The sequence below is a fragment of the Actinoallomurus rhizosphaericola genome (assembly GCF_024055675.1).
GTDB classification, from domain to species: domain Bacteria; phylum Actinomycetota; class Actinomycetes; order Streptosporangiales; family Streptosporangiaceae; genus Actinoallomurus; species Actinoallomurus soli.
The window spans coordinates 16,898-38,089 of record NZ_JAMXMW010000005.1; the positions used below are offsets into that span (position 1 = coordinate 16,898).

General features: G+C 71.9%; 22 protein-coding genes. 16 read left to right on the forward strand and 6 right to left on the reverse strand.

All coding sequences use genetic code 11. The features are described 5' to 3' along the window. Positions 1–3 precede the first annotated feature (3 nt). The gene (locus NE234_RS13550) at positions 4–1,215 is read left to right on the forward strand and encodes a sensor histidine kinase (protein WP_252779328.1); all 1,212 of its coding nucleotides are present in this window, start codon (positions 4–6) and stop codon (positions 1,213–1,215) included. Further along, positions 1,212–1,892: a response regulator transcription factor gene (locus NE234_RS13555; protein WP_252779329.1), complete on the forward strand. Its 681-nt coding sequence runs from the start codon at positions 1,212–1,214 to the stop codon at positions 1,890–1,892. The genes NE234_RS13550 and NE234_RS13555 overlap by 4 nt, the downstream gene beginning before the upstream one ends. Here the strand turns inward: NE234_RS13555 and NE234_RS13560 are convergent. Then, positions 1,856–2,443, reverse strand: a complete 588-nt coding sequence (locus NE234_RS13560) for a TetR/AcrR family transcriptional regulator (protein ID WP_252779330.1) — start codon at positions 2,441–2,443, stop codon at positions 1,856–1,858. The two genes, NE234_RS13555 and NE234_RS13560, sit on opposite strands and share 37 nt — an antisense overlap. A gap of 111 nt (positions 2,444–2,554) precedes the next feature. Between NE234_RS13560 and NE234_RS13565 the strand changes: the two genes are divergently transcribed. From NE234_RS13565 to NE234_RS13600, 8 genes are all read left to right on the forward strand, one after another. Continuing rightward, the gene (locus tag NE234_RS13565) at positions 2,555–3,565 is read left to right on the forward strand and encodes an NADP-dependent oxidoreductase (RefSeq protein ID WP_252779331.1); all 1,011 of its coding nucleotides are present in this window, start codon (positions 2,555–2,557) and stop codon (positions 3,563–3,565) included. Between the two features lie 159 nt (positions 3,566–3,724). After that, complete coding sequence (locus NE234_RS13570; protein WP_252779332.1) at positions 3,725–4,471, forward strand: ABC transporter ATP-binding protein; 747 nt, start codon at positions 3,725–3,727, stop codon at positions 4,469–4,471. Between the two features lie 2 nt (positions 4,472–4,473). Continuing rightward, positions 4,474–6,972 carry an ABC transporter permease gene (locus NE234_RS13575; protein WP_252779333.1) on the forward strand — a complete coding sequence of 833 codons (2,499 nt, stop codon included), beginning with the start codon at positions 4,474–4,476 and terminating at the stop codon, positions 6,970–6,972. Between the two features lie 163 nt (positions 6,973–7,135). After that, positions 7,136–7,441: a chaplin gene (locus NE234_RS45065; RefSeq protein ID WP_252779334.1), complete on the forward strand. Its 306-nt coding sequence runs from the start codon at positions 7,136–7,138 to the stop codon at positions 7,439–7,441. Between the two features lie 185 nt (positions 7,442–7,626). Continuing rightward, complete coding sequence (locus NE234_RS13585) at positions 7,627–8,544, forward strand: Rossmann-like and DUF2520 domain-containing protein (RefSeq protein ID WP_252779335.1); 918 nt, start codon at positions 7,627–7,629, stop codon at positions 8,542–8,544. Continuing rightward, on the forward strand, positions 8,541–9,410 hold the full coding sequence (gene panC, locus NE234_RS13590) for a pantoate--beta-alanine ligase (RefSeq protein WP_252779336.1): 870 nt from the start codon (positions 8,541–8,543) through the stop codon (positions 9,408–9,410). The genes NE234_RS13585 and panC overlap by 4 nt, the downstream gene beginning before the upstream one ends. A 5-nt stretch (positions 9,411–9,415) precedes the next feature. After that, positions 9,416–9,835, forward strand: a complete 420-nt coding sequence (gene panD, locus NE234_RS13595; protein ID WP_252779337.1) for an aspartate 1-decarboxylase — start codon at positions 9,416–9,418, stop codon at positions 9,833–9,835. 50 nt (positions 9,836–9,885) lie between these two features. Beyond that, a complete protein-coding gene (locus tag NE234_RS13600) occupies positions 9,886–10,752 on the forward strand; it encodes an alpha/beta fold hydrolase (protein ID WP_252779338.1) in 867 nt (288 codons plus the stop codon). A 3-nt stretch (positions 10,753–10,755) separates the two neighbouring features. Here the strand turns inward: NE234_RS13600 and NE234_RS13605 are convergent, their stop codons facing one another. Then, positions 10,756–11,667: a nuclear transport factor 2 family protein gene (locus NE234_RS13605; protein WP_252779339.1), complete on the reverse strand. Its 912-nt coding sequence runs from the start codon at positions 11,665–11,667 to the stop codon at positions 10,756–10,758. An 89-nt stretch (positions 11,668–11,756) separates the two neighbouring features. Between NE234_RS13605 and NE234_RS13610 the strand changes: the two genes are divergently transcribed. After that, entirely contained in the window at positions 11,757–12,350 is a 594-nt protein-coding gene (locus NE234_RS13610) for a TetR/AcrR family transcriptional regulator (protein ID WP_252779340.1), read from the forward strand. Here the strand turns inward: NE234_RS13610 and NE234_RS13615 are convergent. The 3 genes from NE234_RS13615 to NE234_RS13625 form a co-directional block, all read right to left on the reverse strand. Beyond that, the gene (locus tag NE234_RS13615) at positions 12,329–14,497 is read right to left on the reverse strand and encodes an MMPL family transporter (protein ID WP_252779341.1); all 2,169 of its coding nucleotides are present in this window, start codon (positions 14,495–14,497) and stop codon (positions 12,329–12,331) included. The two genes, NE234_RS13610 and NE234_RS13615, sit on opposite strands and share 22 nt — an antisense overlap. Positions 14,498–14,615: 118 nt before the next feature. Further along, positions 14,616–14,885, reverse strand: a complete 270-nt coding sequence (locus tag NE234_RS13620) for a hypothetical protein (RefSeq protein ID WP_252779342.1) — start codon at positions 14,883–14,885, stop codon at positions 14,616–14,618. Next, positions 14,885–15,208, reverse strand: a complete 324-nt coding sequence (locus tag NE234_RS13625) for an ArsR/SmtB family transcription factor (protein ID WP_252779343.1) — start codon at positions 15,206–15,208, stop codon at positions 14,885–14,887. The genes NE234_RS13620 and NE234_RS13625 overlap by 1 nt, the downstream gene beginning before the upstream one ends. Before the next feature lie 163 nt (positions 15,209–15,371). Here NE234_RS13625 and NE234_RS13630 point away from each other — a divergent pair, with 163 nt between their 5' ends. From NE234_RS13630 to NE234_RS13640, 3 genes are all read left to right on the forward strand, one after another. Next, positions 15,372–17,003, forward strand: a complete 1,632-nt coding sequence (locus NE234_RS13630; protein ID WP_252779344.1) for an L-aspartate oxidase — start codon at positions 15,372–15,374, stop codon at positions 17,001–17,003. Next, the gene (gene nadC, locus NE234_RS45900; RefSeq protein WP_252779345.1) at positions 17,000–17,881 is read left to right on the forward strand and encodes a carboxylating nicotinate-nucleotide diphosphorylase; all 882 of its coding nucleotides are present in this window, start codon (positions 17,000–17,002) and stop codon (positions 17,879–17,881) included. The genes NE234_RS13630 and nadC overlap by 4 nt, the downstream gene beginning before the upstream one ends. 86 nt (positions 17,882–17,967) lie before the next feature. Next, positions 17,968–18,759: a type III pantothenate kinase gene (locus NE234_RS13640; RefSeq protein WP_252779346.1), complete on the forward strand. Its 792-nt coding sequence runs from the start codon at positions 17,968–17,970 to the stop codon at positions 18,757–18,759. Between the two features lie 23 nt (positions 18,760–18,782). Here the strand turns inward: NE234_RS13640 and NE234_RS13645 are convergent, their stop codons facing one another. After that, positions 18,783–19,139 (reverse strand): VOC family protein, encoded by a 357-nt coding sequence (locus NE234_RS13645; protein WP_406566991.1) that lies wholly within the window; start codon positions 19,137–19,139, stop codon positions 18,783–18,785. A gap of 65 nt (positions 19,140–19,204) precedes the next feature. Here NE234_RS13645 and NE234_RS13650 point away from each other — a divergent pair, with 65 nt between their 5' ends. Together NE234_RS13650 and lysX are read left to right on the forward strand one after the other, a co-directional pair. After that, a complete protein-coding gene (locus NE234_RS13650) occupies positions 19,205–19,636 on the forward strand; it encodes a MarR family winged helix-turn-helix transcriptional regulator (RefSeq protein ID WP_252779348.1) in 432 nt (143 codons plus the stop codon). A gap of 56 nt (positions 19,637–19,692) precedes the next feature. Further along, positions 19,693–21,180, forward strand: coding sequence for a bifunctional lysylphosphatidylglycerol synthetase/lysine--tRNA ligase LysX (gene lysX, locus NE234_RS13655; protein ID WP_406566992.1), 1,488 nt, complete (start codon positions 19,693–19,695; stop codon positions 21,178–21,180). Positions 21,181–21,192 lie beyond the last annotated feature (12 nt).

Genomic DNA, 21,192 nt, shown 5'->3' on the forward strand with positions numbered 1-21,192 from the left:
GCGGTGTTCGCCCGTCTCTTCGCCTGGCTCCGGCGCCATCCCCGGCTCGTCGACCTCCTGTGGGCGCTGCCGCTCACCGGCATGTCGCTGGCCTTGACCAGCTCGTACACGAGCCCGGGCATTCCCGGTCGCCGTGTGATCCCGTGGTACGCCTATCTGGTCTTCGTGACCGCCATGTGCGTTCCGATGATCTGGCGCCGGCGATGGCCGCGTGCGACGTTCGCGATCCTCGCGGCCGTCGCGTTGGTGCAGTGGGCCCTCGACGTCCAGATCGGCCCGGCGGACTTCAACCTCTTCGTCGCGCTGTACACGGTCGCGGCCGCGTGCGCGTTCCGCTGGTCGCTCGCGGCGGCCCTCGTCGTCGAGCTCGGCGCCGTGATGGCCACCTGGCGTTGGCAGAAGGGGCCGAACAGTTTCGGGAGCTGGAGCACGCTGCTCCCTCAAGCGGTCTTCACCGGGGCGATGTGGATGTGGGGGCTCTACATGAGCACCCGGCGGAAGTACACGGCCGAGCTGGAGGAGCGCGCCAAGCGTCTCGAACGCGAGCGGGACGCCCACGCCCAGGTGGCGGCGGCCGCCGAGCGCGCGCGGATCGCGCGGGAGATGCACGACGTCATCGCGCACAGCGTCAGCGTGATGGTGGTCCAGGCCGACGGCGCTTCGTACATGGTGGACATCGACCCGGCGCGGGCGCGGCGGGCGATGGAGACGATCGGGGCGACCGGGCGGCAGGCGCTCACCGAGATGCGGCGCATGCTGGGCGTCCTGCGCGAACGAGAGGACGCCGGCCCGTACGCCCCGCAGCCCGGCGTCGAGCAGCTCGCCGAGCTGGTCGACCAGATCCGCTCGGCGGGGCTCCCGGTCGGCCTCACGATCGAGGGGGTGCCGTCGGAGCTGCCGACCGCGCTGCAGCTGACGGTGTACCGCATCGTCCAGGAGGCGTTGACGAACACCCGCAAGCACGCCGGACCCGCGGCCACGGCGGAGGTGAACCTCCACTACGGTGATGAGGCGGTGGAGATCCGCATCCGCGACGACGGCCGGGGCGCGGCCACCCTGACCGACGGGCAGGGCCACGGGCTGGTCGGCATGAACGAGCGCGCCGCCCTGTACGGCGGGTCGGTGCGCACCGGGCCACGGCCCGGCGGCGGATGGGAGGTCTTCGCCCACCTCCCGGTGACCGAGTCCCGACGAGCTGAGACGAGCGCGGCATGACCGACGAGACCAAGCCGATCCGGGTCGTGCTCGTGGACGACCAGGAGCTCGTACGCGCGGGGTTCCGCATGGTGCTCGACGCGCACCCGGACCTGGAGGTCGCCGGTGAGGCCGGCGACGGCGAGCAGGCCGTGCGGGTCGCCCGGCAGACCCCGGCCGACGTGGTCCTGATGGACGTGCGGATGCCGCGCATGGACGGAATCGAGGCAACCCGGCAGATCTGCGCGCTGCCGGACGCTCCCAAGGTCATCATCCTGACCACATTCGACCTGGACGAGTACGCCTTCGCCGCGCTGAAGGCCGGAGCGGCCGGGTTCCTGCTGAAGGACGCCGGCCCGACGCAGCTGATCGAGGCGATCCACGCGGTCTGCTCCGGTGACGCGGTCGTCGCGCCCAGCACCACGCGGCGCCTGATCGACAAGTTCGTGCCGCACCTCCCGGCGGAGGAGCCGGCACCGGACGGCAGGCTGGACACCCTCACGGCCCGCGAGCGCGAGGTCCTCAACCTCGTGGCCAAGGGCCTGTCGAACAGTGAGATCGCGGGCCGCCTGTACGTCTCCGAGGCGACCGTCAAGACCCACGTCGGCCGCATCCTCATGAAGCTGGAGCTCCGCGACCGCGTCCAGGCGGTGGTCTTCGCCTACGAGACCGGCCTCGTCCGCAGCGGCATCGACTGACCGGCGGCGGCCGGCAGGACCGCGCTCGCGACGACCTCGAAGAGGCGATCGGCGCGCGGGGCGAGCGAGGGCTGATCGCCGGCCCAGGCGAGCATGGCGATCAGCGCGAACAGGTCGTCGCCATCGATGTCGCCGCGCGCCATGCCCGCGGCCTGGGCGCGGGTGAGGAGCCGCGCGCCGGCTGCGCGCAGGGTGACGCACGAGGCGTGGAGCGCGGACTCGGTGTCCTCGATGGCGGCTGCCATCAGCACGGTCACGCCCCGGTACTCGGTCGTCCACGCGACGCAGTCGCGTAGCCACGAGACGAGAGCGTCCTCGGGCGAGCGCGTCGCCTCGAGCTCGCCCGCCTTCGCCGTCAGTGCGTCGAAGCTCGTGTGGAGCAGGGCGTCGAGCAGCGCCTCGCGCGTCGGGAAGTGCCGCAGCAGCGTCGCGAGCCCGACCTCGGCCCTGCGCGCGATGTCGCGCAGGGCCACGTCGACGCCTTGCTCGGTGATGGCGGTGCCCGCCACTGCGAGCAGGTGGTCACGGTTCTTCCTGGCGTCTGCGCGCATCTGTCCCTCTTGACTATCCGGATCAGTGGTTCATATATTCGGATCAGTGGTCCACTTATGTGGATCGCTGGTCCGAATCAGCGTATCCCGCAGTACGAGCAGGAGAGAATGATGCCGACGCACACGATGAGAGCGGTCCGGTTCCATGAGCACGGCGGCCCCGAGGTTCTGCGTTACGACGAGGTGCCGATGCCCGACCCGGGGCCGGGTGAGGTGCTCGTTCGCGTGCACGCGGCCGGCGTCAATCCTCCGGACTGGTACGTGCGCGGCGGCATGACCACGATGCCCGGGGAGCCCGAAGCGACCGTCAGGCTGCCGATGATCCCGGGGACGGACGTGTCAGGCGTCGTCGAGGCCGTCGCCGCGGACGTGGACGGCCTTGCCGTCGGTGATGAGGTCTTCGGTCTGCTGCGTTTCCCCGGCTTCGACGGCGGCGCCTACGCCGAATACGTGGTCGCGCCGGCGTCGGACCTCGCACGCAAGCCGGTCGGCGTCGACCACGTGCACGCCGCCGGGGCGCCCATGGCCGGGCTCACCGCGTGGCAGTTCCTGATCGACGTCGGGCACGATCACCCCTCGCCCTTCCAGGAGGCACGGCACCGCCCGACGGCACTCGACGCCGGCACGACGGTGCTCGTCAACGGCGCCGCGGGCGGCGTGGGGCACTTCGCGCTCCAGTTGGCGAAGTGGAAGGGCGCCCACGTCATCGCGGTCGCTTCGGGCGCGCATGAGTCGTTCCTGCGCGAGCTCGGCGCCGACGAGTTCATCGACTACACCAAGACCCGACCTGAGGACCTCGTGCACGACCTCGACCTCGTCCTCGACACCGTCGGCGGCCCCGGCAGCAGGCGCTTCCTGCGCACGCTCAAGCGCGGCGGCTCCCTGTTCCCCGTGTTCTACGCGGACTTCGACGAAGAAGAGGTCGCGAAGCTGGGCGTCACGGTCTCGATCGCCCAGGTCCGCTCGAACGGCGCGCAGCTCGCCGAACTGGGACGCCTGCTCGACGCGGGCACGGTCCGCGTTGCGATCGACGGTACGTTCCCGCTCGCGGACGCCCGGGCAGCGCACGAACGCGCCGCCCGAGGGCACATCCAGGGCAAGATCGTCCTCACGGTCGCCTGAGAACCACCCTGCTCATCCTGGCCCGTACTACCTGAGGCTGATGGGGCTCATTCCTGTCACCGAGGAGGCTGACTCAACGCTGTCCGCAGGGGCGATGGCGGCGCGGCTGCGGAAATCTACCGTCGATCACGACGTTCCGACCCAGACCAAGGAGTAGTCGTGACAAGCACCGCCGTGGGCGCTCCGCCCGCCGTCCTGGCGCACAACGTGATCAAGGACTACGGCACCGGTGAGGCCGCCGTCCGGGCGCTGCACGGGGTGAGCGTGGGGTTCGCCCGCGGCGCGTTCACCGCCATCATGGGCCCGTCGGGCTCCGGCAAGTCCACGCTCATGCACTGCCTGGCGGGCCTGGACACGGTGAACGAGGGCGCGATCCGCATCGGCGACGTGGAGATCACCCGCCTGTCGGACAAGCAGCTCACCCACCTGCGCCGGGACCGGATCGGCTTCATCTTCCAGGCGTTCAACCTCCTGCCGACGCTCACCGCCGAGCAGAACATCCTCCTGCCGCTGGAGCTGTCGGGCCGCAAGCTGGATCGCCGATGGTTCGACCACGTCGTCGACACGGTGGGGCTGCGGCCGCGCCTGTCGCACCGGCCGAGTGAGCTGTCCGGCGGTCAGCAGCAGCGGGTGGCCTGCGCCCGCGCCCTCGTCAGCCGACCGGAGGTCATCTTCGCGGACGAGCCGACGGGCAACCTCGACTCGAAGTCCGGCGCCGAGGTCCTGGCGTTCCTGCGCTCCTCGGTGCGGGAGATGGGCCAGACGATCGTGATGGTCACGCACGACCCGGTGGCGGCCTCGTACGCCGACCGGGTGGTGTTCCTGCGCGACGGGCGGATCATCACCGAGCTGTACGGCCCGACCCCGGACGGCGTTCTGGACACGCTGAAGAGCCTGGAGTCCTGACGATGCTGAAGACGACACTCGCCGGGTTGCGCGCGCACCTGCTGCGCCTCATGCTCACCGCCCTCGCCATCACCCTCGGCGTGGGCTTCGTCGCCGGCACGTTCGTGCTGACCGACACGATGAAGGCCGGGTTCGACCGTCAGTTCACCGCCTCCGCCCAGAAGGTCTCGGTCGCCGTCCTGACAGACGACAAGAAGATCCCGGACGCGACGCTGCGCGCCGTACGCGCCGTGCAGGGGGTCCAGGACGCCCAGGGCCTCGTACGCGGTGACGCCGCGCTGATCGGCAAGGACGGCCGGGCCTACGGCGAGACGCCCACCCTGGGGATGTCCATCGTCAGCGGGCCGCTGGCCCGCTACACGATCACCAAGGGCCGCGCCCCGGGCGGTCCGGGCGAGGCCGTTCTGGAGAAGGGCGTGGCCGGGCACACGGGGTACGGGGTCGGCGACACGATCCGGGTCCTGGACAAGAAGGGCACCGCGCACTCCTTCACGGTCACGGGGCTGGTCGACGTCGGCGTCGACCAGGAGATCGGCTTCCGCGGCGCCGTCGGCTTCACCGAGCCGGTGGCGCGGCAGCTGACCGGGGAACCCGGCTACGTCGAGGTCGACGTCAAGGGCGCCCCCGGCGTCTCGAACGACCGGCTGCGTACCGCCGTCGCCGCGGCGGCCGGGCCGTCGTACACGACCGTGACCAGCCACGGCCTCGCCAAGAGGCTCGCCGCCACGTCGGGCCTGAACGTGGACGACATCGCGACGTTCTTCCTCGCGTTCGCGTTCGTGGCGCTGTTCGTGGCCGCGCTCGTCATCTACAACACGTTCAACATCCTGATCGCCCAGCGGACGCGGGAGATGGCGCTGCTGCGCTGCGTCGGGGCGACCCGCGGCCAGGTGTTCCGTGGGGTCCTGGTCGAGTCGGTGGTGGTCGGCCTGCTGGCCTCGGTGCTCGGCGTGCTCGTCGGGATCGGGCTCGGGTACGGCGCCGCGCTCATCTTCGACTCCGGGGGCGGCGTGCCGGGCGGTTCGCTGGTCGTCTCGCCCACCCCGTTCCTCGTCGGCATCCCCGTGGGACTCGCGGTGACCGTGCTGTCGGCGCTGATGCCGGCCCGCGCGGCGACGCGGGTGCCGCCGGTCGCGGCGCTGCGGACGCAGTCGGAGGGCCGGGTACGGGGACGCGCCGGGATCGTCCGGATCGTCTTCGGGGCGCTCCTCGGCGTCGCCGGGGTGGGCGTCGCGGCCCTCGCGCTGACCGCCAAGCCCGGTCAGGGGCCGTTCCTCGAGATCGTGGCGGCGGGCGCACTCGTCTTCCTGGGCGTCATCGCGCTCAGCCCGCTGATCGTCGGGGCGCTGAGCGGGGTCGTCGGCGGGCTGCCGGCACGGGTCTTCGGCGTCCCCGGCCGGCTGGCCCTGGCCAACTCGCGGCGCAATCCCAAGCGCGCCGCGGTCACCACGGTCGCGCTGACGGTCGGCGTCACGCTGATGACGATGTTCTCGGTGGCGCTGGCGTCCGTACGGACCACGGCGGACAACAACATCCGCGACCACTTCCCGGTCGACTACCGGCTGACCGCGCAGTCGGGCCAGGACGACCGGCCGATCCCCGGCGCCGCGGTGGCGCACCTGCGCGCCGATCCGCAGTTCTCGGCCGTCATCGAGGTACGGACGGCGTCGGCCACGGTCGGCGGCCGGAAGCAGGACGTCAGCTCGGTCACGCAGGGGACCCTCGGACACGAGCTGAAGCCCAAGGTCTCCGCCGGCTCCCTCGCGGACCTGCGGCCGGGCGCCCTCGTGCTGCACGAGGACGACGCCAAGACGTTCGGCGTACGGGTCGGCGGGACGGTGCCCGTACGGACCGTGCACGGCACCATGACCCTGCGCGTCGCCGCGATCACCTCCGGCGAGTCGGTCCTCCCGGACATCCTGCTCGACCAGGCGGACTTCACCCGGTCGTTCGGGCCGAAGGACCCTGAGCAGGTCTACCTGATCGCCGGGAAGGGGGTCTCGGCGAACGCCTCCCGGGCGGCCGTCAACGAAGCGCTCCGGGACTACCCGGCGGTGCGGGTGAGCTCGGCCGCGGACATCAAGGACCAGCTGTCGAAGGCCCTCGACCAGGTCTTCCTGCTCGTCGCCGCCCTGCTCGCCCTGGCGATCATCATCTCGCTGATCGGCATCGCGAACACGCTGACCCTGTCGGTGGTGGAGCGGACCAGGGAGTCGGCCCTGCTGCGGGCCCTCGGCCTGACCCGGCGCGGCCTGCGCCGGATGCTCTCCCTGGAGGCTCTGATCATCTCGCTGATCGGCGCGCTCGTCGGCGTGGTGATGGGGATGGCGCTCGGCTGGGCGGCGATCTCCGCCGCCGTCGACGACGCGGCGCTCGGACTGCCGGTCGGCCGGATCGTCCTGTTCATCCTCCTGGCGGCCGTCGCCGGCGTCGTCGCGTCGATCATGCCCGGCCGGCGGGCCGCGCGGACCTCGATCGTCGAGTCCCTCGCCGCCGATTAGACGGGACGTTATCGACGCACGGCGACATAACAGTCACCCGATGTAACGATTCGATTTCGCCAAGGTAGATCCGCTTACCATTACCTGGGGGTAGCTGAGTAACTACCGTACGTACCGGCCGCCCTCCGGGGCGGCTGCGAACCGAAGTACGGGAGGAGCTCAGGTGCTCAAGAAACTCACCGCGGCCGGGGTGGCGGCGGCCGCCGTCACGGGTGCGCTGCTGCTGGCCGCCCCGGCCAACGCGGCCGACATCGGTACGAGCGGCGAGGGAGGCGTCCTGTCCGGCAACCAGGTCCTCGTGCCGATCACGGCCCCGATCAACGTCTGCGGCAACAGCGTCGCCGTCATCGGCGGCGCCCTCGCCGGCTGCCGCGGCGGCGCCTCGGTCGGCGGCGGGCACGGGTACCGCCCGCCGTGCCACCACCACCACCGCCCGCCCTGCCACCACCGTCCGTGGTCGTCGTCCTGACCCGGCCGCACAGGTAACAGCGTTTACCGGCCCGCCCGCAGTGCCACCGGGCGGGCCGGTGTGCTGCCCGGCCCCCGCCTCGGCCTCGGCCCCGCCCCGGCCGCGAGGCGCGGAACGGTGTGCTGCCCGGCCCGATATAAGCTGTGGCGGCACCGTCCGGTACCCGCGAAGGACTGGAACGATCAATGACCGCCTCCCATGACCGGCCGGGACGACTGGCCGTCGGCGTGGTCGGCGTCGGCCGCGTCGGCTCGGCCCTCGGCCACGCGCTCACGCTCGCCGGCCACTCGGTCGTGGCCGCCGCCGGCGTCTCCGAGGCCTCCCGCGAACGCGCGAGCCAGCGGCTGCCCGGCGTGCCCCTTCTTCCCGTCCAGGACGTCGTCTCCGCCGCCGACCTGGTCCTGCTCACCGTCCCCGACGACGCGCTCGCGCCGCTCGTCGCCGGGCTCGTCGCGACCGACGTCAAGGTCGAGGGCAAGCTGCTGGCGCACACGAGCGGCCGCTACGGCGTCCGCGTCCTCGACCCGGCCGCGCGCGCCGGAGCCCTGCCGCTCGCCCTGCACCCGGTGATGACCTTCACCGGGCGGCCCGACGACGTCCACCGGCTCGCCGGGATCAGCTTCGGCGTGACCTCGCCCGAGCCGCTGCGGCCCGTCGCCGAGGCCCTCGTCGTGGAGATGGGCGGCGAGCCCGTCTGGATCCCCGAGGAGCGTCGCGCCCTCTACCACGCGGCCCTCGCGGGCGGCGCGAACCACCTCGTCACGCTCGTCGCCGAGTCGATGGACCTGCTGACACGGGCCGGCGTCGAGGAGCCGGGCCGGATGCTCGGGCCGCTGCTCGGCGCGGCGCTCGACAACGCGCTGCGGCTCGGCGTCCGCGGCCTGACCGGCCCGGTCGTGCGCGGCGACGCCGGTACGGTCGCCGAGCACGTCACCGAACTCGCCCGCATCTCACCCGAGGCGCACGACGCGTACATCGCGCTGGCCCGGCTCACCGCCGACCGCGCGCTGGCGGCCGGGCTGCTCCGCGCCGAGGACGCCGAACGCCTGCTCGACGCCCTCGCGGGCGGCCGTGGAGACGACATCGAGGGGACCGAGGATTGACACCCATCATCGCCCGCACACGTGAGGAGCTCACCGCCGCCCGCGCCACCCAGGGCACGCTGGCGCTGGTCCCGACGATGGGCGCGCTGCACGAGGGCCACCGGTCGCTGCTGCGCCGGGCCCGCGAGCTGGCCGACACCGTCGCGGTGAGCATCTTCGTCAACCCGCTGCAGTTCGGGCCGAACGAGGACCTCGACCGATACCCCCGTACCCTCCCCGACGACATCGAGATCTGCGCGGCGGAGGGCGTCGACCTGGTGTTCGCGCCGACCGTCGACGTCATGTACCCGCCGACCGCGCTCGGCGCGCGGGTCACCGTCGACTCCGGGCCGATGGGGACGGTCGTGGAAGGGGCCTGCCGCCCCGGCCACTTCGACGGCGTGCTGACCGTCGTCCTCAAGCTGTTCAACCTGGTCCGCCCGGACGTCGCCGTCTTCGGTGAGAAGGACGCCCAGCAGCTCGCGGTGATCCGCCGGATGGTCGCCGACCTGAACGTCCCCGTCCGCATCGTCGGCTCCCCGACCGTGCGCGAGGCGGACGGCCTGGCGCTGTCCAGCCGCAACCGCTACCTGTCGGCGGCCGAGCGCCTCACCGCCGTGTCGCTGTCGATGGCCCTGCGCGCGGGCGCCGAGGCGGTCGGCGACGGCCCCGCCAAGGTCGTACGGGCGGCGCGGACCGTGCTCGACGGCGCGATCGCCGCCGACCCGCCGCTCGAGCTCGACTATCTGGTGCTCGTCGACCCGGAGACGTTCCAGGAGGTCGACGACGCCCACACCGGTCCGGCCGTGCTCGCCGTCGCGGGCCGGGTCGGCACCACCCACCTCATCGACAACGTCCCCCTGCTCTTCGGTCCTGCCTCGGAGTGACCCCCATGTTCCGCACGATGTTCAAGTCCAAGATCCACCGGGCCACGGTCACCCAGGCCGACCTGCACTACGTCGGCTCCGTCACGATCGACGAGGACCTCATGGAGGCCGCCGACCTGCTGCCGGGCGAGCAGGTCCAGATCGTCGACATCACCAACGGCGCCCGCCTGGAGACCTACGTCATCACCGGCCCGCGCGGCAGCGGGGTCATCGGCATCAACGGCGCCGCCGCCCACCTCGTCCACCCCGGCGACCTGGTGATCATCATCAGCTACGCCGCGATGACCGACGCGGAGGCCCGGGCGTTCCAGCCCAGCGTCGTCCACGTCGACCGCGACAACCGGATCGTCGCCCTGGGCACCGACCCGGCCGAACCGGTCCCGGGCACGGCCGACGTCCGCGGCGACGCCCTGACGCCGCGCTGAGACCCGTGCGTGGCCGATGAGTTCCGTCGGCCTGGCCGGTCCGTACCTACATGACCGAACTCGAGACGTACACGCTGGCCGTGCCGGGCGCCGTGCTCCACTACGACGTCCGGCGCAATGACGCGAGCACCGAGCCGGTACTGCTGCTCATCGGGTCGCCGATGGGCGCCGCCGGCTTCGTCACCCTCGCAGGGCACTTCGCCGACCGTACGGTCGTGACCTACGACCCGCGCGGCGCGGAGCGCAGCAAGATCCCGGGCGAGGTCGCGGAGTCCACACCCGACGACCACGCGGACGACCTGCACCGGCTGATCTCCGCGCTGGACGTGGGGCCGGTGGACGTCTTCGCCAGCAGCGGCGGCGCGGTGAACGCCCTGGCCCTGGTGGCCCGGCACCCGGAGCAGGTGCGGACACTGGTGGCGCACGAGCCGCCGGCCTCCCGGGAACTCCCGGACCGGGAGGTGGTCCTCGCCGCCTGCGTCGACATCAACGCGACCTACCGGCGCAGCGGCTCCGGTCCGGCGATGGCGAAGTTCATCAGGCTCGTCTCCCATGACGGCCCGCTCCCGGCGGGGTACGCCGACGAGCCCGCTCCGGACCCCGCCGCCTTCGGGCTGCCGACCGAGGACGACGGCTCTCGCGACGACGCGCTGCTCGGCCGGAACATGATCTCCTGCAACCACTACCGGCACGACTTCGACGCGCTCCGCGCGGCGTCGACCCGCATCGTGATCGGCGTGGGCGCCGCGTCGGGGGAGACCCTCGCCAGGCGCGCGGCCGCGGCCGTCGCCGAGCGGCTCGGGATCACGCCGGTCACCTTCCCCGGGAACCACATCGGCTTCGCCGGCGGTGAGTACGGCCAGACGGGCGAGCCGGACGCCTTCGCCGCCACCCTCCGCTCCGTCCTCGCCGACTGACGGTCACCGGCCGGCCGCGGCGGCCGCCGCGAGCACGTCCAGGTAGTCGCGTTGGTGGACGATGCGGCCGTCGCGGACGGTGAGGACGATGAGGTTCGCGATCGAGCACGGCAGGCCGCTCGCCGTCGCGGTGCCCACGATGGCGTGCTCGGCGACGATCACCTCGGGGTCCGTCGTCTCGTGGACGACGACGCCGCGGAACTCCTCGATCTTCAGCGCCCCGCCCATCGCCGCCCGCAGGTGGGCCCGGATCCCCTCCCGGCCGCGCAGGGAGCGCGGGAGGCCGGGCGCGGCGAAGGGGAACTCCAGGACCGCGTCCGCCGCGTACAGGTCGGCGTAGTCGTCGGGCGACCCGTCGAGCGCGGCCCGCAGGATCCGCTCGTACACCGCGCGCGGCCCGGAGACCAGACCGTCGGCGGCGTGCGGGCCGGACGGCGACCAGGGGGAGAGTGCCGGGTCCGGAGCAGGGGCCGGGATGCCGCGGACGCCGGCGCGCAGCGCGTCGAGCGAGCCGAGGGCCTCGGCGATGGCCAGGACGGGCTGGTACTCGCGCCACAGCCGGACGCGGCCGTCGCGGACCCGTAGGACGAGGACGAACGGCGCGGAGGCGGATCGGCCGGTGGTCGTCACCGTGCCGGCCATCGCGTACTCCACGACGACGACCTCGGGGTCGGTGGTCTCGTGCACGCGGACGTCGCGGAACTCCTCGAACCGTACGGGCAGGGCCGCCCGGCTCGCCTCGGTGTGCGCGTGGAACTCCGCGCCGTTCTCGAAGCGCCGGGGTGCCCCCGGCGGCGCGCAGGGCAGCTCGATCGTCACGTCCCCGGAGCGCAGTGCCTCGGGGGCGCCCCACTCGCCGCGCAGCACCCTGGCGCGAAAGCTCTCGAACACCTGCCGTGGACCGGTCGCCGGCATGCTGAGACCTCCATTCGCTCAACGTTCGTTGAGACTCAACGAGCGTAGAGTGAAATCGGATCTTCGGTCAACGCCGGTAGATTCAGGCCGTGCGCGACGCCAACCAGCCGATGAGCCGGGCGGAGCGGAGACGCCGGACGGAGGGGCGGATCCTCGCCGCCGCCCGCGCGCGCTTCGCCGAGGTCGGGTACGACCGGACGACGATCCGCGCGGTCGCGGCGGCGGCCGAGGTGGATCCCGCGCTCGTCATGCAGTACTTCGGGGACAAGAAGGAGCTGTTCCGCCGGGCGGTCGAGGTCCCGCCCGACGACGAGCTGCCCGGCGACCCCGCGGGACTCATCGACCTGCTCCTGTCCATCGTCGGAGTCAAGCTCGGCGAGCTCCCGCAGACGTCTCTGCCGCTGCTGCGCTCGACGTTCACCCATCCGGAGGCGACCGAGCGGATGCGGGCCGCGATGACCCGGCAGGTCGAGCAGGCGAGCGCCGCCATCCCGGGCGAGGAGGCCGAGCTGCGGGCCGCGCTGATCCTGGCGATCCTGTTCGGCGTGTCCACCGGACGGAACCTGATCGAGCTCGGCCCGCTCCGCGACGCGACGCCGGAGCAGATCACGCGGCTGCTCCGGCCGTGCTTCGAGGCGCTGACCGGTCAGGTCTCGCCCGGTCAGGCGCCGCCCGAGACGTGATCCGCCGACGCTCGTGGCCCGGGGGTCCGCGGACCGTCGTCGGCGGCGGCCGGACGACGCCAGACGCGCTCGCCGAGCACGGCCATCGCCGCGGGCAGGAGGACGCCGCGCACCAGCGTGGTGTCGATCAGGACGGCGGCCGCCAGGCCGACGCCCATCATCTTGTACTCGATGGCCGTCAGGACGGCGAAGACGCTGAACGCGGCGGTCATGATCGCGGCCGCGCTGGTGACCACGCCCGAACTGGCGCCGATCCCGGTGACGACGGCCTCGACCGCCGTGTCGCCCGCCGCGCGGCGCTCGCGGATCCGGCTGAGGATGAAGATGTGGTAGTCCATGCTCAGCCCGAAGAGGATCACGAACATGAACAGCGGCAGCCAGTCGACCACCCCGCCGTACGCCGTGAAGCCGAGGGTCGAGCCGAGATGTCCCTCCTGGAAGACCCAGGTCAGTGCGCCGTAGGCGGCACCGATCGACAGGAGATTGAGCAGGATCGACACGAGCGGGACGGCCACCGAGCGGAACGAGACCGCCAGCAGCACGAACGACAGGGCCAGCACGAACCCGAACACCAGCGGCGACCGGTCCTTGATCACCTTGGTGAAGTCGTAGGCGAAGGCCGTCTTGCCCGCGACGGCGTGGTCCACCCCGTCCAGCCGGTCGAGTGCGGCCGTCTTCCGGCGGAGGTCCCGCAGCGACCGGTCGGCCTTCTCCCCGGTGCCGAAGTCGGCGAGCGGGATCCGTGCCACCAGGATCCGGTCGACGCGCGTGGTCGAGATGGGGTGCAGGCCCGTGACGGCCGTGCGCACGGCCGGATCGTCCAGCGCGCCGGGGCGCTTCTCCCACAGCACCACCCACGCGGGCGAGGGGCTGCCGGGGAAGGCGTCCTGCATGCGGATGGCCGCGTCCACCACGGGAACCCTGCGCGGCAGGCTGTCGGTGACCGCCGCGTCCTGAAGCCGCATGCCGAGCGCGGGAAGGGTCATGAGGAGCAGGGTTAGCGCGGCCACACCACCCCACAGGAGGGGACGGCGGACGACGTGTCGTGTCACCGCGGTCCAGAACCGGGACCGTCCGGCCGCGGTACGGCGGCGGCCGAGCCAGGGGACGCGGGCCTTCTCGACGTGGTGCCCGAGCAGGGACAGCAGCGCGGGCAGCACCGTCACCGACCCGGCCATGGCCAGGCCGACGACCAGGACGGCGCCGGCGGTGAGGCCCTTGAAGTTGTCCAGCCCGGTGAACAGCAGACCGGCCAGGCAGAGCATCACGGTCAGGCCGGAGACGACCACCACGTGCCCGGACGTCCTGGCGCTGATCCTCAGGGCCTCGGCGACCGACCGGCCCGCGGCGCGTTCCTCGCGCTCCCGGCGCAGGTAGAACAGCGAATAATCGATACCGACGGCGAGGCCGATCAACAGGACGATGGACGAGACCGCGCTGTTGACCGGAACCCAGTGCCCGACCACCTGCAGCAGTCCGAACGTCCCCGCGACGGTGGTGATCGCCAGCAGGAGCGGAATCCCCGCCGCGATCAGCGAGCCGAACACGACCAGCAGGATGATCACGGTGAGCGGCAGGGAGAAGTACTCGGCTCGTTTCACGTCGTCCTTGATGCCGCCGTCCACCGCGTCGGACAGGCTCTTGTCCCCGGCCTGCGCCAACCGGACCTGCGGATGCCGGGCCGCCACGTCCCCGACGCCCTTGACGATCGCGTCGTAGTGCTCGAGGAAGGCGTCGTCGGGACCGGCGATCTGGATGTTCACCAGGCCGGACCGCCCGTCCTCGGAGATCAGATCCGCCCCGTCCCGGTCCAGGGGCGAGCGCAGGGTGCCGAGACCGCGCAGCGTCCGGGTCAGGTCCAGGGTGGCCGATCGCAGTTCGGGGTCGTCGGCGAAGCGGCCCGTGCCCGTCCTGGACTGGACCAGGACGTTCTCCTGCAGCGGCACGTACGCGGTCTGGGCGTCCAGGACCCGGTCGACGCGACCGGACTCTCCCGGATCGGTGCTGTGCGTCTGCTCCAGGCCGAGCACGCCACCGGCCGCCACCGCCACGATCACCAGCGCGAACCAGCCGCAGATCGCCAGGACCCGGTGCCGGATGGACCAGCCCGCGATCCGCTCGGTGATCGGCTTGCGTTCAGGCAGCACGAAATGCTGTCCTTTCCGTGAGGAAGTGTTCCTGTGAGAGCCCGCCTTCGGGCGGGATGGTGCTTCTTCGGTTCGCTGGGCCGTCGAGTTGCCGCTCGGCGGCCCAGCTCGTTGTCCGTTACTCCACGGTCTGCAGGATCTTCTCCAGCGAGCTCATCCGCTCTTCCATCGCGGCCAGGCGCCGTCCGGCCTCGGTGAGCTGCCGTTCGATGCTCTGCTGTGTCTCGACGCCGCTCTCGGCGAGCCTGCGGTACTCCTCCTCGCGGGCCAGCGCCGCGCGGGCGCGCACCGTGGCGCCCACCTGAACGATGATCACGGTGATCACCGTCGTGATGAAGGTGAAGATGCCGATCGCGCCGGCCACCTCCGCGAGTTCATGGCCGTCCATCACGTGTCACCCTTCTCTTCGCCCGGCACGGTCAGCGTGCGCACCGCGGCCTCGATGGCCTGCGGCGTCAGCTCGATCCGGAACGGGTTGACCTCGTAGAACTTCATCGCCTTCCCGTCCTCGGACACCTCGGCCCGGCCCGTCACCAGTCCAGCCGCTTCCAATTTGCGCAGGTGGACTTGGAGGAGGGGCCGGCTGATACCCAGCTCGCGGGCGAGCCTGCTCACGTAGTTGCGCTCGCCCGACAGCGCCGCCAGGACACGCAGGCGGTGCGGGTTGGCCAGCGTGGCCAGCACCTTCAGCAGCTCGTCCCCACTTGTCATGGCACATCCCGGCACATGCAAAGAAAAGTTAGCACATGCCTATTCAAGTTGACCATGGCCTGGTGTGGCGGGGTTGGGGGCGTACGGGGGTGACCCGGCGGAATGGGGCGGTACGGGCGAGGGGTTATAGTCAATCTGACGAGAATGCCTCCGAGGAGGGTCCATGATCCCCCGACGCCTCACCGCGCCCGATCCGGGCTGGACGATCGACACCGACATCATCGTGATCGGCTCCGGCGTCGCCGGGCTCGTGACGGCCCTGCGCGCACGTACGGCCGGACGGGTGCTGCTGGTCACCAAGGCGCTGCTCGACGACGGGTCCACTCGCTGGGCCCAGGGCGGCGTCGCGGCGGCCCTGCACCCGGACGACTCCCCGGAGGAGCACCTCCGGGACACGCTCACCGCCGGCGTCGGCCTCTGCGACGACGAGGCCGTACGCGTGCTCGTGACCGAGGGCCCCGACGCCGTACGCGAACTGATCGAACTCGGCGCCGAGTTCGACCGGGGCGAGGACGGGCGGGTGGCCCTGACCCGCGAGGGCGGGCACCTCAAGCGCCGCATCGCGCACGCGGGCGGTGACGCGACCGGCGCCGAGGTCAGCCGGGCGCTGCTCGCGAAGATCAAGGATTCCGGCATCGAGGTCATCGAGCACGCCCTGGTGCTCGACCTGCTGATGGAGCAGGGCCGGGCCGCCGGGGTGACGCTGCACGTCATGGGGGAGGGGCGCCGCGACGGCGTCGGAGCCGCCCGCGCCCGTGCGGTGATCCTCGCGACCGGCGGCCTGGGCCAGGTCTTCCAGGCCACCACGAACCCGGAGGTGTCGACCGGCGACGGCGTCGCGCTCGCGCTGCGCGCCGGAGCGGCCGTGACGGACCTGGAGTTCGTGCAGTTCCACCCCACGGTCATGTGGCTCGGCCCGGACGCGAAGGGCCGGCAGCCGCTGATCTCCGAGGCCGTACGCGGCGAGGGGGCGTACCTCATCGACGAGCGGGGCGACCGGTTCATGGCCGGGCGTCACCCGCTGGCCGACCTCGCGCCCCGGGACGTCGTCGCCAAGGCGATCATGACGGTGGTGCGGGAGACCGGTGCCCCCTGCGCCTACCTCGACGGCCGGAACCTCGGGCCGCGGACCTGGGCGAACCGGTTTCCGACGATCCTCGCGACCTGCGAGGAGCACGGCATCGACCCGGTGCACGAGCCGATCCCGGTGCTGCCGGCCGCGCATTTCTCCAGCGGCGGCGTCCGTACGGACCTGTGGGGCCGCACGTCCGTGCCCGGCCTGTACGCCTGCGGCGAGGTCGCCTGCACCGGCGTGCACGGCGCGAACCGGCTCGCCTCCAACTCCCTCCTCGAAGGTCTCGTCTTCGGCCGCCGGATCGCCGAGGCGCTGCCCGCCGACCTCGCCGCGGCCGCTCCCGCCGGTACTGCTTCGGGTGGGGCCGTCGCGGGGCCCGCGTTGCTGGACCCGAGCGTGCACGCCGACGTTCAGCAGATCATGACCTCCTGCGCCGGCGTTCTGCGGAACGGTCCAGGACTGGAGCGCGCCGCACGCGACCTCGCCGCGCTCGCGGACCGTACGACCCGCGAGCCGTGCACCGAGGCGTGGGAGGCGACCAACCTGCACACTGTCGCGTCGCTGATCGTGGCGGCGGCCCGGCGCCGGGAGGAGACCCGGGGCAGCCACTGGCGGGAGGACTTCCCCGACGCCGACGAGGACTGGCTCGGTCACCTGGTCTCGACCCTCGCCGACGACGGAACCATCACCACCGACTACGAGCCCCGGGAGCTTTCGTGAACGCCGAACTCGAGACGAGACTGCGCGCCGCCGGACTCGATCCCCAGGCTGTGGACGGCCTCGTCCGTACGGCGCTGGCCGAGGACGGCGACACGGACGTCACCAGCGAGCCGATCTTCCCGCCCACCGCCACCGGCCGCGCCGACATGGTGGCCCGGCAGCCCGGCGTCGTCGCCGGCCTCCCCGTCGCCGAGCTCGTGTTCGCGATCCTCTCCCCGGAGACGGGCGACGGCCTGAAGGTCGTGACCCGCGTCGAGGACGGGGCCCGGATCGCGCCCGGCGACGTCCTGCTCACCGTCGAGGGTCCGCTGGTGCCGCTGCTGCGCGCGGAGCGCACCGCGCTGAACTTCCTCACCCACCTGTCCGGCGTCGCGAGCCTCACCCGCCGCTGGGCGGACGAGATCGCGCACACGAAGGCACGCGTCCGGGACACCCGCAAGACGCTGCCGGGGCTGCGCGCGCTGCAGAAGTACGCCGTCCGCCTCGGCGGCGGCGTGAACCACCGCATGTCCCTCGCCGACGCGGCGCTGATCAAGGACAACCACGTGGCCGCCGCCGGGTCGGTGACCGCCGCGTTCACCGCCGTCACCGCCCCCGGCCTGCACGTTCAGGTGGAGTGCGACACCCTCGACCAGGTGCGCGAGGCGCTGGCCGCCGGGGCGCGCTCGATCCTGCTGGACAACATGAGCATCGCGGAGATGACCGAGGCCGTGCGCCTGACCGACGGCCGGGCCGAACTGGAGGCCAGCGGCGGGCTCACGATCGACGGGGCCCGCGCTGTGGCCGAGACCGGAGTCGACTACCTTGCCGTGGGGGCGCTGACCCACTCGGCAGGCGCGCTCGACATCGGCCTTGACCTCTCGGGAGCGGCGAGCTGACGAGTGAGCGGAGTGGACGGCGAGGAACGAGCCGTCCGCGAAGCGAGCGAGGAGGCGAGCGCGACCATCAACACAGCGGGGACCTGATGCTGCTCACGATCGACGTCGGTAACACCCACACGGTGCTCGGCCTCTTCCAGGGAGAGGAGGTCATCGAGCACTGGCGCATCAACACCGACGCCCGGCGTACCGCGGACGAGATCGCGGTCGTCCTGCAGGGCCTCGTGCAGCAGAGTCCGCTGCTGGCCGACACCGACATCAGCGGCATCGCGCTGTGCTCCACCGTTCCCTCGGTCCTGCACGAGATGCGGGAGATGTGCCGCCGCTACTACGGGGACGTCACCGCCGTCATCGTCGAGCCCGGCGTGAAGACCGGCGTGCCGATCCGGATGGACAACCCGAAGGAGGTCGGCTCCGACCGGATCATCAACTCCCTCGCCGCCGGCCACATCTACGGCGGCCCGGCGATCGTGGTCGACTTCGGCACCGCGACGACGTTCGACGCCGTCTCGGGCAAGGGGGAGTACGTCGGCGGCGCCATCGCCCCCGGCATCGAGATCTCCGTCGACGCGCTGTCCGCGCGCGGCGCCCAGCTGCACAAGGTGGAGCTCGTGCGGCCCCGCAGCGTCATCGGCAAGAACACCGTGGAGGCGCTGCAGTCCGGCATCATCTACGGCTTCGCCGGCCAGGTGGACGGCGTCGTACGGCGCATGTCGGAGGAACTGGCCGACGACCCGGAGGAGGTCACCGTCGTCGCGACCGGCGGCCTCGCCCCGCTCGTCCTGGAGGAGGCCCGCAGCATCGACGTGTACGAGCCGTGGCTGACGCTGATCGGCCTGCGCCTCGTCTACGAGCGCAACGTCGGCGTCTCCGGCTGAACCACCAGGCGGGGGCCGACGGGTCAGCCGCCGTGCACCGTGACGACATAGCCGTCGGGGTCGCGGAAGGCGAACGTCCGGCCGAACGGCGAGTCGGAGGGCGGCCGGACGATCGGCACTTCGGCCGCGGCGAGATCGTCGTGGGTCTTGTCGGCGTCGTCGGCCTTCAGCCAGAGCGCCACGCCGAGCCCGGCCGGCCCGGCGTCCAGGTCCACGCCGGGCAGCGGCTCGCGCACCGCGAAGCTGATCGGTTCCGTGGCGAAGACCACGGCGCCCGGCGGTGACGCCGGCGCCCGCCGGAGGCCGAGGCGCTCCTCGTAGAAGGCGGCCGCCGCCGCGACGTCGCGCACCTGGAGGGCGATGAAAGAGGGTCCGCTCACGGTCATTGTCGACTCCCGTTCGATGTCAGGACTTTGACATAGGGACCGTATGTCAGGATGTTGACATGACGCAAGACGAGCTCGACCTGAGCGTGGGCTACGTGCTCAAACGCGTGCAGTCCGCGCTCCGGGCCGCCATGGACGCCGCCCTGCGTGAGCACGGGCTGACCACCCCGCAGTACGCCTGCCTCGAACTGCTCGACCAGCGGCCGGGGCTGTCCAACGCCGACCTCGCCCGAGGCGCCTTCGTGAGCCGTCAGTCGATGAACGTCGTCCTGCGCGGCCTGGAGGAGAACGGGCTCGTCGAGCGTCCGGCGCGGGCGGCTCAGGGGCGGGCGCTGCCCGTCCGGCTGACCGCCGAGGGCAGAGAACGGCTCCGCCGCGCCCACGCCGACGTCTTCGAGATCGAACGCCGCATGGTCGACGTCCTCGATCCCGAACGCGTGGCGCTGCTGCGCGCGGACCTGACCCGCATGGCCGAAGAGCTCGGTGGCTGAGCGCACGGGGACTCGGCGGCCGGTGGGGGTCCACCGGACCGGTAGCCTTTTTCCTCGTGAGCGAGTCGTACGACGATCTTCCGGAGCAGATGCGGGTCCGCCGCGAGAAGGTGGACCGGTTGCGCGAGCAGGGGGTGGATCCCTACCCCCTCGGGTTCCCGCGCACCGCGACGATCGCGGAGGTCCGCGCGAAGTATCCCGACCTCGAGCCGGGCGCGTCGACCGGGGAGAAGGTCGGCGTCACCGGCCGCGTCATCCTGGCCCGCAACACCGGCAAGCTCTGCTTCGCCACGATCCGGGACGGCAGCGGCGACATCCAGGTCATGCTCTCGCTCGCCAACGTGGGCCCGGAGGCGCTGGAGTCCTGGAAGCGCGACATCGACCTCGGCGACCACGTCGGCGTCGAGGGCGAGGTGATCACCTCGAAGCGCGGTGAGCTGTCGGTCATGGCGGACCGGTTCGCGCTGACCTCCAAGTCGCTGCGCCCGCTCCCGGAGAAGCACGCCGGCCTCACCGACCCCGAGCAGCGGGTCCGCATGCGCTACGTCGACCTGATCGTCAATGACGAGGCGCGGCGCATGGCCCGCCTGCGCAGCGACACCGTACGGGCGATCCGCGAGTACCTCACCGGCCGTGAGTTCCTCGAGGTCGAGACGCCGATGCTGCAGCCGATCCACGGCGGTGCGGCCGCGCGCCCCTTCGCCACGCACATCAACGCGTACGACATGGACCTCTACCTGCGGATCGCGATCGAGCTGTACCTCAAGCGGCTCGTCGTCGGCGGCATCGAGAAGGTCTTCGAGATCAACCGTAACTTCCGCAACGAGGGCGCGGACTCCACGCACAACCCCGAGTTCACGATGCTCGAGGCGTACGAGGCGTACGGCGACTACGACACGATCGCCACCCTCACCCGCGAGCTGTACCAGGCGGCGGTGGTCGCCGCGCTCGGCACGACGGTCGTCGTGCACAAGGGCCGGGAGATCGACCTCGCGGGCGACGAGTGGCCGCAGGTCACCCTGTACGGCGCGGTCTCCGACGCGGTCGGCGAGGAGATCACCACCGAGACGCCGATCGACGACGTCCGGAAGATCTTCGAGCGGCGCGAGCTGGAGTTCGACCCCAAGTGGGGCCAGGGCAAGCTGGTCCAGGAGCTGTTCGAGGCGCTGGTCGAGCACACCCTCGTCCAGCCGACGTTCGTGCGGGACTACCCCCTGGAGACCTCGCCGCTCGCCCGCACCCACCGCGACAACCCGCTGCTGACGGAGAAGTGGGACCTCATCGGCTTCGGAACCGAGCTGGGCACCGGCTACTCCGAGCTCATCGACCCGATCGAGCAGCGCCGCCGGCTGACCGAGCAGTCGCTGCTGGCCGCCGGGGGCGACCCCGAGGCCATGCAGCTCGACGAGGACTTCCTCCGCGCTCTGGAGTACGCCATGCCCCCCACGGGCGGCGTCGGCATCGGCATCGACCGCATGATCATGGCTTTCACCGGCAAGAACATCCGCGAGACGATCCTGTTCCCGCTCGTCAAGCCGGAGTGACCGCACGCGGGC